Origin of the sequence: Modestobacter sp. VKM Ac-2983, assembly GCF_026967885.1 — a bacterium.
GTDB lineage: Bacteria > Actinomycetota > Actinomycetes > Mycobacteriales > Geodermatophilaceae > Modestobacter.
On sequence record NZ_JAPVBK010000001.1, the window covers coordinates 1,063,121 to 1,078,186 of the forward strand.

General features: G+C 73.6%; 13 protein-coding genes. 5 read left to right on the forward strand and 8 right to left on the reverse strand.

Annotated features, from left to right (window positions below; translation table 11 throughout):
* Positions 1-6: 6 nt before the first annotated feature.
* The 3 genes from O2W18_RS05095 to O2W18_RS05105 form a co-directional block, all read right to left on the reverse strand.
* A complete protein-coding gene (locus O2W18_RS05095; protein WP_269186471.1) occupies positions 7-1,140 on the reverse strand; it encodes a Cache 3/Cache 2 fusion domain-containing protein in 1,134 nt (377 codons plus the stop codon).
* A gap of 353 nt (positions 1,141-1,493) precedes the next feature.
* Positions 1,494-2,456 carry a sensor histidine kinase gene (locus O2W18_RS05100; protein WP_269186472.1) on the reverse strand — a complete coding sequence of 321 codons (963 nt, stop codon included), beginning with the start codon at positions 2,454-2,456 and terminating at the stop codon, positions 1,494-1,496.
* A 118-nt stretch (positions 2,457-2,574) separates the two neighbouring features.
* On the reverse strand, positions 2,575-4,677 hold the full coding sequence (locus tag O2W18_RS05105) for a SpoIIE family protein phosphatase (RefSeq protein ID WP_269186473.1): 2,103 nt from the start codon (positions 4,675-4,677) through the stop codon (positions 2,575-2,577).
* A 203-nt stretch (positions 4,678-4,880) separates the two neighbouring features.
* Between O2W18_RS05105 and O2W18_RS05110 the strand changes: the two genes are divergently transcribed.
* Entirely contained in the window at positions 4,881-6,410 is a 1,530-nt protein-coding gene (locus O2W18_RS05110; RefSeq protein ID WP_269186474.1) for an APC family permease, read from the forward strand.
* Between the two features lie 117 nt (positions 6,411-6,527).
* The gene (locus O2W18_RS05115; RefSeq protein WP_269186475.1) at positions 6,528-6,671 is read left to right on the forward strand and encodes a hypothetical protein; all 144 of its coding nucleotides are present in this window, start codon (positions 6,528-6,530) and stop codon (positions 6,669-6,671) included.
* Here O2W18_RS05115 and O2W18_RS05120 read toward each other — a convergent pair.
* Positions 6,668-7,888 carry a DUF2786 domain-containing protein gene (locus tag O2W18_RS05120; RefSeq protein ID WP_269186476.1) on the reverse strand — a complete coding sequence of 407 codons (1,221 nt, stop codon included), beginning with the start codon at positions 7,886-7,888 and terminating at the stop codon, positions 6,668-6,670. The two genes, O2W18_RS05115 and O2W18_RS05120, sit on opposite strands and share 4 nt — an antisense overlap.
* Positions 7,889-8,016: 128 nt before the next feature.
* The gene (gene purT, locus O2W18_RS05125) at positions 8,017-9,207 is read right to left on the reverse strand and encodes a formate-dependent phosphoribosylglycinamide formyltransferase (RefSeq protein WP_269186477.1); all 1,191 of its coding nucleotides are present in this window, start codon (positions 9,205-9,207) and stop codon (positions 8,017-8,019) included.
* Between the two features lie 111 nt (positions 9,208-9,318).
* Here purT and O2W18_RS05130 point away from each other — a divergent pair, with 111 nt between their 5' ends.
* Together O2W18_RS05130 and O2W18_RS05135 are read left to right on the forward strand one after the other, a co-directional pair.
* The gene (locus O2W18_RS05130) at positions 9,319-10,101 is read left to right on the forward strand and encodes an isocitrate lyase/PEP mutase family protein (RefSeq protein ID WP_269186478.1); all 783 of its coding nucleotides are present in this window, start codon (positions 9,319-9,321) and stop codon (positions 10,099-10,101) included.
* 143 nt (positions 10,102-10,244) lie between these two features.
* Positions 10,245-11,423 (forward strand): acyl-CoA dehydrogenase family protein, encoded by a 1,179-nt coding sequence (locus O2W18_RS05135; protein ID WP_269186479.1) that lies wholly within the window; start codon positions 10,245-10,247, stop codon positions 11,421-11,423.
* Between the two features lie 223 nt (positions 11,424-11,646).
* Here the strand turns inward: O2W18_RS05135 and O2W18_RS05140 are convergent, their stop codons facing one another.
* Genes O2W18_RS05140 through O2W18_RS05150 form a run of 3 tightly spaced genes read right to left on the reverse strand, consistent with a single transcriptional unit; the run spans position 11,647 to position 13,777 of the window.
* Positions 11,647-12,294, reverse strand: a complete 648-nt coding sequence (locus O2W18_RS05140) for a DUF3618 domain-containing protein (protein WP_269171209.1) — start codon at positions 12,292-12,294, stop codon at positions 11,647-11,649.
* A gap of 17 nt (positions 12,295-12,311) precedes the next feature.
* Entirely contained in the window at positions 12,312-13,004 is a 693-nt protein-coding gene (locus tag O2W18_RS05145; RefSeq protein ID WP_269186480.1) for a phage holin family protein, read from the reverse strand.
* Positions 13,001-13,777 (reverse strand): hypothetical protein, encoded by a 777-nt coding sequence (locus O2W18_RS05150; RefSeq protein ID WP_269186481.1) that lies wholly within the window; start codon positions 13,775-13,777, stop codon positions 13,001-13,003. The genes O2W18_RS05145 and O2W18_RS05150 overlap by 4 nt, the downstream gene beginning before the upstream one ends.
* Before the next feature lie 420 nt (positions 13,778-14,197).
* Here O2W18_RS05150 and O2W18_RS05155 point away from each other — a divergent pair, with 420 nt between their 5' ends.
* A complete protein-coding gene (locus tag O2W18_RS05155) occupies positions 14,198-15,055 on the forward strand; it encodes a siderophore-interacting protein (protein ID WP_269186482.1) in 858 nt (285 codons plus the stop codon).
* Positions 15,056-15,066 lie beyond the last annotated feature (11 nt).

The following is a 15,066-nucleotide window of genomic DNA, read 5'->3' on the forward strand; positions in this document are numbered from 1 at the left end:
GCCGGCTCAGGCCGGTGCGTCGATCGGCAGGCCGACGTAGAGCATGCCGACGAGCGCGCCGGCGGGGGAGTGCACGCCGGCGTACGCGGTGAAGTACGGCTTGCCCGCGACGGTGGCCGGGCCGGTGTAGACCTGCCCGCCGAGCACCGCCGCCAGCACCGGGTTCCGGTCGCCGTCGGTGCCGGTGGGGGAGAGGGCGGTGCCGATGTTCCGCCGCCCCTGCGGGTTCACCACCGTGGTCGCCACCCGCACCATGCCGCCGGCGTCGTCGAGCCGCTGGAACAGCGTGCAGGTGCCGCCGACCTGGGCCACCACGTCGTCGACCAGCGGTGACCGGTGCCGTGGGTCGTCGTCCCACGGCAGCACCTCCCCGCCGAGCAGCAGCTCGGGCAGCCGGACGGTGCGCGTCGCCGAGGTCGCCTGGTCGGTGACGGTCCGCCCCTGGAGCTCCTGGCCCACGTCGACCCCGCCGGCCTCGTCGAGCAGGTCCTGGGCGAGGGTCAGCGCCCGGCGGACGTAGACCAGCCGCTGGCTGTCGGCCAGCTCGGCGACCGCCTGGGTGATCCGGGCCGACCCGCTGGCCGCCCGGTCGACGTTGTCCACCACCCGCTCGGTGGCGGCCCGCTGCTGCGCGACGGCGGCGGCGATCGCGTCCTGCGCGTCGGCGATCGAACCCAGCGTGCCGGTGATCCGGCCGATCGCGGTGACCGCCTGGCGGGTCTCGGACTGCACCGCCTCGATCTGCGCGCCGATGTCCTCGGCGGCCTGGGCGGTCCGGCTGGCCAGCTGCTTGACCTCGTCGGCCACCACGGCGAAGCCTCGGCCCACGTCGCCGGCGCGCGCCGCCTCGACGTAGGCGTTGAGCGCGAGGAACCGGCTCTGCTGGCTGATCGCCGCGATCAGCCGGACCATCTCGGTGATCGACTCGCTGGCCTCCTGCAGTGCGGCGATCCGTTCGTCGACCGCGCGGGCGTCCCGCACGGCCTCCTCGGCGACCGCCGACGCCCGGGTGGTGCTCGAGGAGATGTCCGTGATCGCCGACCGCAGCTCGGTCAGCGACTCGGCAGCCTGCCGGGAGGTGTCGGAGACCTCGCGGCTGGCCGAGGAGAGGACGCCGGCCTGCTGCGCGGCGACCGCCATGCTGGCGTCCTGCTCGGGCGGGCGCCGGGTGCGCGGGGACGCCGCCGGACGCGGGGCAGCGGTCGCGGGCTGGTCGGCCAGGGGCACAGGGCCGCCGGGCACGGGGCCGCCGGGCACGGGGCCGCCGGACGCGAGGCCGCCGGGCACCGGTGCGGAGCCCCGTGAGGACGGGAAGCGCACGACTCGACTCCTCTCGGACGCAGGCGACGGAGCCGGGCGCGGGTCGCCAGCGGGGTCGCGCGGCCAGCCTAGGGGCCGCTGCGGTCGAGAACGTGCTGGTGAGGGCGGCGCGCCGGACGAGGCCCGGCGGGAACGTTTGCACGGCCCGGTCGACGGCCGCGCCCCTCGTCAGGTCAGCGGAGCCGCGTCGTCAACCGGATCGACAGTCCGTCCGGCCCGTCGACGACGTCGACGTGGTCGCACAGCTGGCGGGCCAGCCACAGGCCCATCCCGCCGTGGGAGAGGTCGTCCCCGTGCGCGGGGCCGTACCCGGCGAACGGGTCGTCCATCCCGGCGCCGCCGTCGCTGATCCGGCAGACCACCCGGTCGGCCGACGCCCACAACCGCAGCTGGACCGGCGGTCCGCCGTGCCGCACCGCGTTCGCGCTCATCTCGTCGATCGCCAGGTGGAGGTCCTCCAGCGCGTCCCGGGAGCCGTGCAGCTGCGTCAGCCGGGCGCCGACCGCGTGCCGCAGCCCGGCGAAGTCCTTGGCGTCGTCGACCTGGAGCAGCGGCTCGGTGGACTCCAGCGGCTCGTCCGGGACGGGCAGTTCGCGCAGGTAGTCGGCCGGCTCGGTGAAGAGCGGGTTGGGTCGGCGGCCGTCGGCGCTGACCAGGTGGGTGTGCGTGCGCAGCCCGCACTCGACCAGTTCCGGAGGGAGCTCCTCCACGTCGAAGGCGCAGAGCCCCCAACTCGGCCAGGAGCGCATCGCCTCGTTGACCACGGCCTCGTAGCGCTGCCACTCCAGCCACTCGCGCGGCGTCCTGCCGAAGTCGGTCTCACCGACCACCCGCAGCCGGTGGCGGCCGCGGGCGGTCTCCCGCTCGACGAGCCGCCGGACCGCCGTGATCGCCGTGGGGGTGCGGGCTCGGTAGACCTCCTGCCGGGGCACCACGTGCACCCGCTCGTCGTCGCCGAGTGCGTCCCGGAGCATGGCGGCCGCGGGGTCGTTGATGGTGATGACGGCCGCTTCGCCGGCCTCCAGGCCGGCCCGCAGAAAGGGGACGGCGACGGCGGCCAGCTCCTCGGCCGAGCTGTGCAGGACCAGGTCGTGCCGGAACGTGGCCGGACCCAACTGGTCCGGTGATGCGTGCACGGGGTGGGTCCTTCCGTTTCGTCGGGGTCGATCGAGGCCGCGGGGGATGGGCCCACGGTAGGCCGATGTCAGCCCGGCGGCTCCGCGCAGGCCCCGCAGGACCGTCTGGACCTCACCCTCATCGGCTCGCCGGGTCGTCCGGGACGACGTCGGGCACCCGGCTGGGGCCGGCCTCTGCCGGGCGCGGGCCGTCCTGCGGGTGCAGCCGGACGGCGACCAGGGCGACGTCGTCCTCGGGCTCCCCGTCGACCAGCCGCGCGATCAGCTGGTCCAGCAGGTCGGCCAGCGGGAGGTCGGCCAGCTCGGTCAGGTGCGTCCGGAGCCGGGCCAGCCCGGTGTCCAGGTCGGCGTCCCGGCGCTCGATCAGCCCGTCGGTGTAGAGCAGCACCGTCGACCCGCGGTCCAGGGTGACCACCGACTCGGTCCGCTGGAACGTGGCGTCGACGCCGAGCAGCAGGTCGGCCTTCCAGTCGGCGAGCACCGCCACGCTGCCGTCGGGCTGCAGCGCCAGCGGCGGCAGGTGCCCGGCGTTGGCCCAGATCATCCGGGTCAGCCCGCGCACCCGCTCGTCGTCGGTCTGCTCGAACCGGGCCACCGCGGCGGTGGCCAGGGTGTCCAGCTGCAGCAGCTCCATCGCCGAGTCCAGCCCGCGGAGCACCTCCACCGGGCCGGCGTCGCTGTAGGCGGCGATGCCGCGCAGCAGGCTGCGCACCTGGCCCATGGCCGCCGCCGCAGCGGTGTCGTGCCCGACGACGTCCCCGATGACGAGCATCGTGGAGCCGCTCGGCTGCAGGAAGGCGTCGTACCAGTCCCCACCCACCCGGGCCGCCTCGGCCGCAGGCAGGTAGCGCACCGCGATCTCGGCGTGGTCGGGCTCCGGTGGCTCGGTCAGCAGGCTGCGCTGCAGCACCTCGGCCATCTGCTGCTGCTGGGCGAACAGCCGGGCGTTGTCCAGCGCCAGCCCCGCCCGGTCGGCGACGTCCTGGGCCACCGCGACGTCGGCGTCGGTGGCGGCGTGCCCGTCGGCGTAGGCCAGGGTCAGCAGCCCGAGCGTGCGGCCGCGCGCCCGGAGCGGGATGGCCACCTCGACCGCGGGCGCCAGCACGGTCAGCAGGTCCCGGGCCTGCCCGGGCGGCAGCAGGTCGAGCACCTCGGAACCGGCGAAGGACACCGCATCGACGGCGTGCAGGGCGCGGCCCACCGGTGCGGCGATCGGCATGGCGTCCAGCCGCACCTCGGCGTAGCGCTCCAGCACCGACCGGCTCGCGGGGTCCACGTGCCAGCTGCCGACGTCGCGGGGCTGGCCGTGGGCGTCGATGACCGTGACGATGCACCAGTCGGCCAGCGCGGGGACGACCAGCCGGGGCAGCCGGGCGGTCGCCGACTGCACGTCCAGGGCACCGGCGAGCTCGGCGCTGACCTGGGCCAGCAGCGCCAGCCGGCGGGCGGACCGTTCGGCCTGCTCCTGCGCCTGCCGGCGGGCGGTGACCTCGATGGCGTAGACCGACAGCCCCTCCGGCGTCGGCCAGGCGCGCACCTCGAACCAGCCGTTCAGCGGCGCGGGGTAGTGCGTGTCGAACGCGACCGGTTCGCCGGTGGCGACGGCCCGGCGGTAGTTCTCCTCTATGTTGCTCCCGACCGCAGCCGGGAAGGCATCCCAGATGACCCGGCCCAGCAGGTCGTCACGGCTCTGCCCGATCAGCCGCTCGGCCTCGGCGTTGACGTGCACGAAGCGCCAGTCGGCGTCCAGGGAGTAGAAGCCGGCCGGCATCGCTTCCAGGAGGCGCACCACCCGCGCCTCGGCGGCGAGCTCGGTCGTCGCGTCGTAGGCCACCCCGATCAGCCGGGCCGACGCCCCGTCGGGGCCTCCGAGCGCCCGGCCACGGGCCGAGACCCACCGGGTGTGCCCGCCGGGCAGGACGATCCGGTACTCGGCCTCGAAATCCCCGCACGTGTCGATGGCGCCCTGCAGCGCATCGCCCACCCGGGGCAGGTCGTCGGGGTGCAGGCGGGCGTTGAACGCCTCGATGCTCTGCTCGAAGCTCGTCCGGTCGTAGCCGAACATCTCGATCAGCCGGTCGTCCCAGAGCAGCCGGCCGCTGCGCAGGTCCCAGTCGAACGTCCCGATCCGCGCGGCGTCGATCGCCAGTCGCGCCCGCAGCCGATCGCCTGCGGCGTCCTCCTGGAGGTCGCCGACGTGCGTGGGTTCTGCCACTGCCACCCACTTCACCTGGTCGCCCGACATCCGGGTCGGGAGCCTCGTCGCTCGCTGTTGAGCTGCGGGAGTTATGTCACGCGCGACCGAGTCGAGGCAAGCCTGCCGACGAAGATCACGTCGACGGCGTCAGCCGCCGGGGCACCGGTGTCCGGGCCGGCGGGCGATTGTGCGATAACACCTGACATGGACATCCGCACGGCTCCGGCATGAGCAGTCCGTCCCCGGCGCCGTCCGCGCCACCCCGCGTGGAGGGCGCTGCCGTCGACAAGGGCCTCAAGACCGGTGCCCTCGGCCTGGTCTCCTCGATCGTCCTGGCCGTCTCCTCGACCGCCCCGGCCTACGCGCTGGCCGCGACGCTCGGGTTCGTCGTCATCGCGGTGGGGGTGCAGGCCCCGGCGATCATGCTGCTGGCGTTCGTGCCGATGTGGTTGGTCGCGGTCGCCTACTCGGAGCTGAACAAGCGCGAGCCCGACTGCGGGACGACGTTCACCTGGGCCGCCCGGGCCTTCGGGCCACGCACCGGGTGGATGGGCGGCTGGGGGATCATCGCCGCCGACGTCATCGTGATGGCGAACCTCGCGCAGATCGCCGGCTCCTACGGCTACCGGCTGGTCGGGCTCGACGGGCTGGCGGAGAGCGCCTTCTGGACGACGCTGGCCGGCGTCGGGTGGATCGCGGTGATGACCTGGGTCTGCTACCGCGGCATCGAGCCGACCGCGCGGCTGCAGCAGGTGCTGCTGTCCGTCGAGGGCGTCGTGCTGCTGGCCTTCGCGGTGTACGCCCTGGTGAAGGTCTACGCGGGGACGGCGCCGGAGGGCTCGCTGACCCCGTCGCCGTCCTGGCTGTGGCCCGCCGGGATCGGCTGGCCGGCGCTCACCGAGGCCGTGCTGCTGGCGATCTTCATCTACTGGGGCTGGGACTCCGCCGTCGCGGTCAACGAGGAGACCGCGGACCCGACCCGGTCGCCCGGGCGGGCGGCGCTCATCTCCACGGTGCTGCTGGTCGGCATCTACACCGTGGTCTCCGTGGCGACGGTGGCCTTCGCCGGCGTCGGGGCCGAGGGCATCGGGCTGGGGAACGAGGCCAACGCCGAGGACGTGTTCGCCGCCCTCGGGGCGACGGTGTTCGGGGACGACGTCCTCGGGCGGGCCTTCGAGGCGCTGCTGATCATCTCGGTGCTCACCTCGGCGGCGGCCTGCACCCAGACCACGATCCTGCCCACCGCCCGCGGCACGCTGGCGATGGCCGCCTACGGCGCGCTGCCCCGGTCCTTCGCCCGGATCCACCCGCGGTACCTCACGCCCACGGTGTCCACCGTGTGGATGGGGATCGTCTCGATCGCCTTCTACGTCGGCCTGACGATCGTGAGCGAGAACGTGCTCATCGACTCGATCACGGCCACCGGCATGCTGATCGCCTTCTACTACGGGCTCACCGGCTTCGCCTGCGCCTGGCAGTTCCGCCGGGCGCTGCGCGGACCGCGGGACGTCCTCATGCGGCTGGTCCTGCCCCTGCTCGGCGGGGTGTTCATGCTCACCGTCTTCGTGCTGGCCTGCGTCGCGTACGCCGACCCCGGCTACGGCGAGACGGTGATCGGCGGCGTCGGTGGGGTGTTCGTGGTGGGCATCGGGGCGCTGGTGCTGGGGCTCCTGCTGATGGTGGTCTACAGCCGGGTGGCGCCGGCGTTCTTCCGCGGCGAGACGATGCCCGCCGACACCGGGGTCGGGCTCGGCTGACCACCCCCTTCAGGGTGAGCCGGCGCTCCAGCGACCCGTCGTCACTGCCGACACCAGCAGAGACGAAAGGGGCCGGTCATGATGACTCTGGCGTGCAGTGCAGTGGCTCAGGCGGGGATGGCAGCGGCGACGGCGTCGCTGGACGACACCACGGCGGACTCGCTGATGTTCGTGGCCGGCTGGCTCACCACGGCCACCGACCTGACCGCGCAGGCGATGCTGCTGCGCGACCTCGGCGCGAGCTTCGACGTCCTGATCTAGGAAGACCCGGCCGTGCTGGGCAGCGCGCGGCGGTTCGACCCGAGGTCCGCCTGGTCCGCGGCACGCCGCCCGGCGTGCCAGCCGGCCGGGTCGACCGTGCTCCCGCCGCGGCGGCGCAGCGACGGGAAGAGCTCTTCGACCGCGCGATCGACCGCGGCCGACCGTGCGGCCAGCACCGGCGCCAGCTCGGCGCCGTAGTCGACCCGGGCCTCGGCGGTCGCCTGGTCGCGCGCCTGGGTGAGCCGCTCCTCCAGCCGCTGGGCGAAGGAGTAGAGGAAGCCACGGCGGAACGGCGTGGACCGCGCCCGGGCCCCGCCGCTGTGCGCCGCGTCGGCGAGCGCACGGGCCGCCTGCAGCAGCAGTGAGGTGACCAGCAGCTCCACCAGGTCGACGTCGTCGCGGAAGCCCACCAGGGTCGCGATGCCCAAGGTGGGCAACAGCACCACGCGGACCCCGTTCGCCGTACCGACGGCCTGCACCACGGCCGCCTTCGCCTCGGTGTGCGGGTCGTCCAGGTGCAGCCGCCGGGCAACCACGCCGGCCGGGGAGCCGTCCCCCCGCTGGGCCAGCACCGCCGTGTCGATGGCGTGCCGGGCCATCAGCGACTGCGCCTTGGCGGTGAGCGCCTCGGCCTCCTCGGTGAACTCGGTGGACTCGGCCTTGGCCAGCAACGACCGGATCCGGTGGAGCACCTTGCCGTCGGTCTCGCTGCCCGACGCCTCGACCGGCCACAGCGCAGCCGACCACCCGCTGGGCGGGGGGAGCAGCTGCTCCAGCCGCGGCAGTGCGCGGAAGAGCCCGATCACCCGCAGCACGTCGCGCCAGGCGGCGGCCGGCTCGATCCGCTCACCCCGCCACCACTCGGTGACCGACCGGTGCCCGGTGGGCAGCGCCGCCAGCTGGGCGGCCCACGCCTCCGGCGGCGCCGCGGCCGCTGCGCCGGCCTCTGCGGCGACGACAGCAGCCACCAGCCGGGCGCCCCGCTGGCTCACCTTCCGGCGCGCGACGTGGACGACGTCGGCCGGCTGCCAGCCGCCCTCCCACAGCCGGGGCAGCGCCTCGGTGAGCACCTGCTGGGCCCGGCCGTCGCTGTCCACGCCGGTGTCCCGGCGGACCAGCCGCGCCACGACCGGGTCGAGCTCGGCGGCCTGCACCCCGGGTTCAGCGGCCAGCCGGCCGCCGGCCTGCAGCAGCATCAGCACCTCGTCGGCGGTCATCGGTGGTCCTCTCCTCGTGCATGCGGGGCCGGCGTGCCCTGGACCAGGGTGCGGCCCACCCCCGCTGCTCCGGCCGGTGCCCGGGCAGCTGTGGACCCGGCGTCCCGTTGTGGACACCGGCGGGCGGCTCAGGCGCGGGGGTGCACCCGCGAGGCCGCCTCACGGGCGGTGGCCCGGGCGCTGTCGACGTCCTCGGCGCGGGCCAGCGCCACGCCCATCCGCCGACGGGTGAAGCTCTCCGGCTTGCCGAACAGCCGCAGGTCGACCCCGGGCAGCGCCAGCGCCTCGTCGACCCCGTCGAAGGTGATCCCGGTGGCCTCCACCCCGCCGTAGAGGACCGCCGAGGCACCCGGGTTGCGCAGTGCGGTGTCCACCGGCAGGCCGAGCAGGGCGCGGGCGTGCAGCTCGAACTCGTTCTGCCACTGCGTCGTCATCGTCACCATGCCGGTGTCGTGCGGCCGCGGGCTCACCTCGGAGAACCACACGTCGTCCCCGCGGACGAACAGCTCGACGCCGAACACGCCCAGGCCGCCCAGCTCGGCGGTCACCGCCGCCGAGATCGCCTGCGCGCGGTCCAGCGCCACGACCGACATCGGCTGCGGCTGCCAGCTCTCGACGTAGTCACCGGCCTCCTGGCGATGGCCGATCGGCGCGCAGAAGGCGGTGACCGTCTGCCCGTCCCGCAGCGAGCGCACCGTCAGCAGGGTGATCTCGTAGTCGAAGTCGACGAACCCCTCGACGATGACCCGGGTGCCGGCGACCCGGCCGCCGGCCATCGCGTGGTCCCAGGCGGGCCCGACGTCGTCCGGCCCGTCGAGCTTGCTCTGGCCCTTGCCCGAGCTGGACATCACCGGCTTCACCACGCACGGGAAGCCGACCTCCGCGGTGGCGGCCCGCAGCTCGTCGAGGGAGTCGCAGAACCGGTAGGCGCTGGTGGGCAGGCCGAGCTCCTCGGCGGCCAGCCGGCGGATCCCCTCGCGGTCCATGGTCAGCCGGGCGGCCCGCGCGGTCGGGACGACGCGCACCCCCTCGGCCTCCAGCTCGACCAGCGTCTGGGTGGCGATCGCCTCGATCTCCGGGACGACGACGTCGGGCCGCTCGGCCTCGATCAGCGCCCGCAGCTGCGCCGGGTCGCTCATGGTGAGGGTCCGGGCGTGGTGGGCGACCTGGTGACCGGGGGCGTCGTCGTACCGGTCGGCGGCGATGGTCTCCACCCCGAGGCGCTGCAGGGCGATCAGCACCTCCTTGGCCAGTTCGCCGCTGCCCAGCAGCAGCACGCGGGTGGCCGAGGGAGACAGCGGAGTGCCCAGGGAGACCATGCGGACAGGCTAGAGAGCGCCCGCCAGCGGACCCGGGCCGGACGACTGGCCCGTCACTGCCACGGCCGGAACCCGCCGGTCAGCGGGCCGGGGCGTGGCTACGTTGCTCGCGTGACCGACCTCGCCTCCCGCGCCCGCACCCTCCTCGACCTGCACAGGGCACCGGAGCTCCTGGTGCTCGCCAACGTCTGGGACGTCGTCTCTGCCCGAGTCGTGGCGAGCACCCCGGGCGTGCGCGCCCTGGCCACCGCGAGCCACGCGATCGCGGCCACGTTCGGCTACGCGGACGGCGAGCAGATCCCGCTCGACCTGCACCTGGACATGGTCGGTCGGATCGTCGCCGCCGTGGACCTGCCGGTGTCGATGGACCTGGAGGCCGGCTACGGCGACCCGGGGGAGACCGCCCGCCGGGCGATCGAGGTGGGCGTCGTCGGCGGCAACCTGGAGGACCAGGTCCGCCCACTGGACGACGCGGTCACCGCGGTCGAGGCGGTGCTGGACGCCGGCCGGGACGCCGGCATCGACTTCGTGCTCAACGCCCGCACCGACGTGCTCCTGCTGGCCGAACCCGGTGCCGACCGCGACCTGCTGCTCGACGACGCCGTGCGCCGCGGACGCGCCTACCTGGCGGCCGGCGCACAGGTGGTCTTCGTGCCCGGTGTGGTGGCCCGGTCGGAGATCGAGGCGCTCGTCGACGGCCTCGGCCGCGGGCGGGTCTCATCGATGAGCGTCCCCGGGGCCTCCCCGCCGGGACGGGAGCTGGCCGAGCTGGGCATCGCGCGGGTGTCCACCGGACCGTTCACCCAGCGGGTGGCGTTGACCGCGCTCCAGGACGCCGTCGTCGAGCTCGTCGCCGGCGGCACCCTCCCGCCCGCCACCCGCTCACTGAGCTGACCGCCCGCGTGCGCTGCTGCGGCGCCCTCGGCGGGCGCGCCCAGGGGTGAGCTGGGACACGCTCGGTGGCTGGGTGGGGGGTTCGGGCGGAGCATCGGGGGCAGGACGTCGAGGACGACGACGAGAGAGAAGGCACTGCCGCCATGACCGATCTGCTCCTGCCCGCCGACTTCTTCGGTTTCCAGACACTGCTGTCCGATGACGAGCAGAAGGAACTGCTGGCGCTCCGCGAGTTCCTCGAGTCGGAGATCAAGCCGCGGGTCAACGCCGCCTGGGCCTCCGCCGAGTTCCCGCACGACCTGATCCCGAAGTTCGCCGAGGCCGACATCGTCGGCCGCTCCTACGACTGGGAGGGCCGGCCCCGCGCCTCCCGGCTCTACACCGGCTTCCAGGCCATGGAGCTGTCCCGGGTCGACCCGTCGATGGCCACCTTCCTGGGCGTGCACAACGGCCTGGCGATGGGCTCGATCATGGTGCTCGGTTCCGAGGAGCAGCGGCAGCGCTGGATCCCGTCGATGATGCAGATGCAGACGATCGGCGCCTTCGGGCTGACCGAGCCGGAAGGCGGCTCCGACGTCGCCCGCGGCATGCGCACCACCGCCCGGCGGGACGGCGACTCGTGGGTCCTCAACGGCGCCAAGCGCTGGATCGGCAACGGCACCTTCGCCGACGTCGTGGTGGTCTTCGCCCGCGACGAGGCCGACGACCAGGTGAAGACCTTCGTCGTGGAGAAGGGCACCCCCGGCTTCACGGCCACGAAGATCGAGGACAAGTTCGCGCTGCGCACGGTGCAGAACGCCGACCTGACCTTCGCCGACTGCCGCATCCCGGCGGACAACAAGCTCGAGGGCGGCAACTCCTTCAAGGACGTCAACAAGGTGCTCAAGGTGACCCGGGGCGGCGTCGCCTGGAGCGGTGTCGGCTGCCAGCTGGGCGCCTACGAGGTGGCGGTGGCCTACGCCAAGGAGCGGCACCAGTTCGGCAAGGCGATCGGCTCGTTCCAGCTGATCCAAGACCTCCTCGCCCGGATGCTGGGCAACGTCACCGCCAGCCTGGGGATCACCGTCCGGCTGTCCCAGCTGCAGGAGACCGACGACCTGCGCGACGACCAGGCCGCGCTGGCCAAGAGCTACGTGACCAGCCGCGGCCGGGAGACCGTCGCCTGGGCCCGCGAGCTGTTCGGCGGGAACGGGATCGTGTTGGAGAACGACGTCATCCGGTACTTCGCCGACGCCGAGGCCCTCTACTCCTACGAGGGCACCCGCGAGATGAACACCCTCATCGTCGGCCGCTCGATCACCGGGATGAGCGCCTTCGTGTGAGCCCCGCGGCTCACCCCTCCGGGGCTCACCCCTCCGGGGCGGTGGGCCCGGCCAGGGGTGCAGGAACCACCACCTGAGGACGATCATCAGCAGGGACGCCCCCGTGGCGTTCCTGCTGGAAGGGCCAGGACCGGACGGTCCTGGGGAAGACAGCTGCATCCGACGACGAGGCCCGGCCCCCCCGAAGGGGACCGGGCCTCGTTGTGTCGTGCTGTGCCGTGGGTCAGGAGGAGGAAGCCTGCCCCTGGACCTTCTGCTTGGAGCCTTGGGCCTCGCCCTTGACGTCCTGCGCGGCGTGCTTGCTCTCGTCCTTCACGTTCTTCGCGCCTTCCATGGCCGTCGACATGACCGACCCGGCAGCGCTCGTGGCGGCCGGCTTCAGGTTCTCGCCGATCTCCTGCGCCACGTTCTTCGCCTGCTCCTTGGCCTGCTCCTTGAGCGGCTCGGAGTGCTCCTTGATGGCGGACTCGGCCTGCGAGGCCAGCTGCTTCTCCTTCTCGCTGGTGGGCAGCAGGGAGGAGACGAGCCAGCCCACGCCGAAGGCGATCAGGCCGGCGGCCAGGGGGTTGCCCTGGGCCTGACGCTGGAGCTGCTCCGGGGCGTGCTGGAGCGTGTCCTTGGCGCCCGAGGCAGCGTGCTGGGCGCTGTCGGCGGCGTCGGAGGCCTTCGACCCCATCTGCCCGCCCTTGTCCTGAGCCGTGCCGAACACCTTGTCCTTCATGCCACCCACGCTGCTCTTCGCCTTGCTGACGCGACGGTCGACCACACGTGAGGGGTTGACCTTGTCGTTCAGGGCGTCGACGTCGTAGCTGAGGTTGGCGCGGGTGTCCTCGATCTCACGTCGGATCACATCCGGGTCACTGCTGGTCATGTCTGTCTCCTGTCCGGTCAGTGGGGCTTGACGGCGTCGGGGACCTGCTTGAGGGTCTCCACCGTCTGCTCGGGCTTGGGGTTGATCGTCTTGAACCGGCTGAGGTCCACCTGCGTGAGCCGCTTCGGGTCGACCTGCTTGAGCCGCTTCGGGTCGATCTGCTTGAGCTTCTTCCGGCCCATCGCGGCCAGGACCGCGGCGATGAGGCCCCAGACGACGGCGACCACCAGCGTTGCCCACGCCAGGTTGTCGAACAGGTAGGCGAGGCCCCACATGGCGGCCAGGCTCAGGAACAGCACGAGCATGGCGCCGGCGAAGGCTGCGCCACCCAGCATCCCGGCGCCCTTGCCGGCCTTGGTCGCCTCCTCCTTCGCGATGGTGGTGGCCTTGTTCGCCTCCTCCTTCGCGATGGCGGTGGCCTTGTTGACCTCTTCCTTCGCGATGGTGGTGGCCTCGGTGGCCTCCTGCTTGAGCTCGGCCTTGGCCAGCTCGAGCTCCTGGCGCATCAGCGTGGACATGTCCCGGCTGACCTGACCGATCAGGTCACCGACCGAGGCGTTGTGCTCCCTCGGCTCCTCGGTGGTGCCTGCGCTCACCGAGGAGGCGCCGCTGAGGGGCTGGGTGGTGTTGCCGTAGGCGTCCGGGGTGTAGCCGGTGCCGGTGTCCGGGGCGTAGCCGGTGCCGGGCTGGCCGGCGGTCGGGGAGGTCACAGTCGTCCCTCTCGGGTCGTGCCCGTCGGGTCGTCCCAGCCGGTGGTGGTCGGCTCGGCGGTGCCCGGCGTGCCGTACGGCGGCGGCGGCACGGTGCCGGTGGCCGCAGGAGCCGCGTAGCCCTCGGTGGCGTACCCGGTGGCCGGCGGGGTGGCGACGTAGTTCGTGTCGGTGGTGTCCCGGCGGGCGCTGGCCTCCACGCCGGAGGAGTTCCGGCCGGACCGGTCGTTCCCACCGGAGCTGCCGTTGTCCTTGTGGGCAGCCGCCACGCCGGTGGTCAGCCGGCCGGCGACGACGCCGGCGAGAGCCGCACCGAGCATGAAGACGCCGGGGCGACGGCGGGCGAAGCTGCGCACGTCGTCGATCAGCTCGCTCGGCTCGCGGTTCTGCAGCCAGCTGGCCACCTCGTCGACCTTCTCACCGGCCTGGCGGACCAGGTCGGCGGCGGGGCCGGACGGGGCCTCGCCGCTGCCCTCGGCCATGCCCCGCAGCTGCTGGGCGACCTGGCCGAGGCCCTCGCCGGCCTTGGTGGTGCTGTTGCGTGCCTGCTCCTGCAGCTGCTCGCGGCCCTGGCCCAGGAGGTCCTGCGCCTGGCGCATCGTCTCCTGGGTGACCTCCTTGGCCTGGTCGGTCGCCGTGGACGCGACCTGGCCGCCGGACTGCTGCGCGGTCTGGCCGACGTTCTTGGCCTGGTCCTTGGCGACGTCCTTGGTGGAGGCGTCCTGCGCGCTGCCGGGGGGTGACTGCGTCGGGGTGTCGATGGAGTGGGTCATCGTTCCTCCTCGTCGTGCGTCGGGGTCTGGGGTGGTGCTGTGGGTCCTGAGTCCTGCTGGGCGTCCGTGCCCGGTCGACCTCGCCCGCACGAAGGCACCGCCACGGCCATCTCGCGGATGGCCGGCTCGGCAGCACCGGGCGGCGGGACGGCGTGCAGGCACCTCAGGTGCCCATGGGCGTGGCGTTTCGGAGGTCCCACCGACGTCTCGGTGGAACGCCGTTCCGTCGGAGCACCTGGTACCCGTGCGGTCGGTCAGGTCAAACGACGGTCGGTGAATTGCTGGTGTCGAAGATGATCTGCGCGACGACCTGCGGGAACGCTCCTGGCCGTCGGCGGGGTGTGATCGGCGCACCGCGTAGGCTCGCCCTCCGGTGAGGGCAGGCTGCCCTTCCTTCGGGTGACGAGGTGAGGAGGCGTGATGAGCAGCGCGACAGACGGCCGGCCACGGCGTCCGCGGGTGGCACGGGTCGGGGAGGTGCTGCGCACCCACCGGGTGACGCCGCACTTGATCCGCGTCGTGCTGGGTGGTGAAGGGCTGGCCGGGATGCCGGTCGGCGAGTTCAGCGACCACTACGTGAAGCTCGTCTTCCCGCCGCCGGGCGCGCCCTACGCCGCACCCTTCGACGCGGAGCAGGTGCGCGCCGACCTGCCGGCCGAGCTCTGGCCCGTCACCCGGACCTACACCGTGCGCAGCTGGGACCCCGACACCGGCGAGCTGACCATCGACTTCGTGCACCACGGCGACGTGGGCCTGGCCGGGCCGTGGGCGGCGCAGGCCGCCCCCGGTGACCGGATCCAGATGTCCGGCCCCGGGGGCGCCTACCTGCCCAGCCCGGACGCCGACTGGCACCTGCTGGTGGGCGACGAGAGCGCGCTGCCGGCGATCGGGGCGTCCCTGACCCGGCTGCCCGCCGGGGCGCGGGCGCTGGTCTTCGTGGAGGTCGCCGGACCGGAGGAGGAGCAGGCGGACCTGGTGCTCGGCGAGGGCGTGCAGCTCACCTGGGTGCACCGCGGCTCGCAGCCGCCGGGGGAGGCCCTGGTCGCCGTCGTCCGGGCGCAGTCGCTCCCGGAGGGCACCGGGCACCTCTTCGTCCACGGGGAGGCGGGGCTGGTCCGGGAGCTGCGGCTGCACCTGCGGGCGCAGTGCGGGCTGGCGCCCGAGTTCACCTCCATCTCCGGCTACTGGCGGCGCGGTCGCACCGAGGACCGTTGGCAGTCCGAGAAGCCGGCCTGGAACGCCGAGGTCGAGGCCGCGGAGCAGGCCCTCGTCGGGTGACCGTCGCCGTC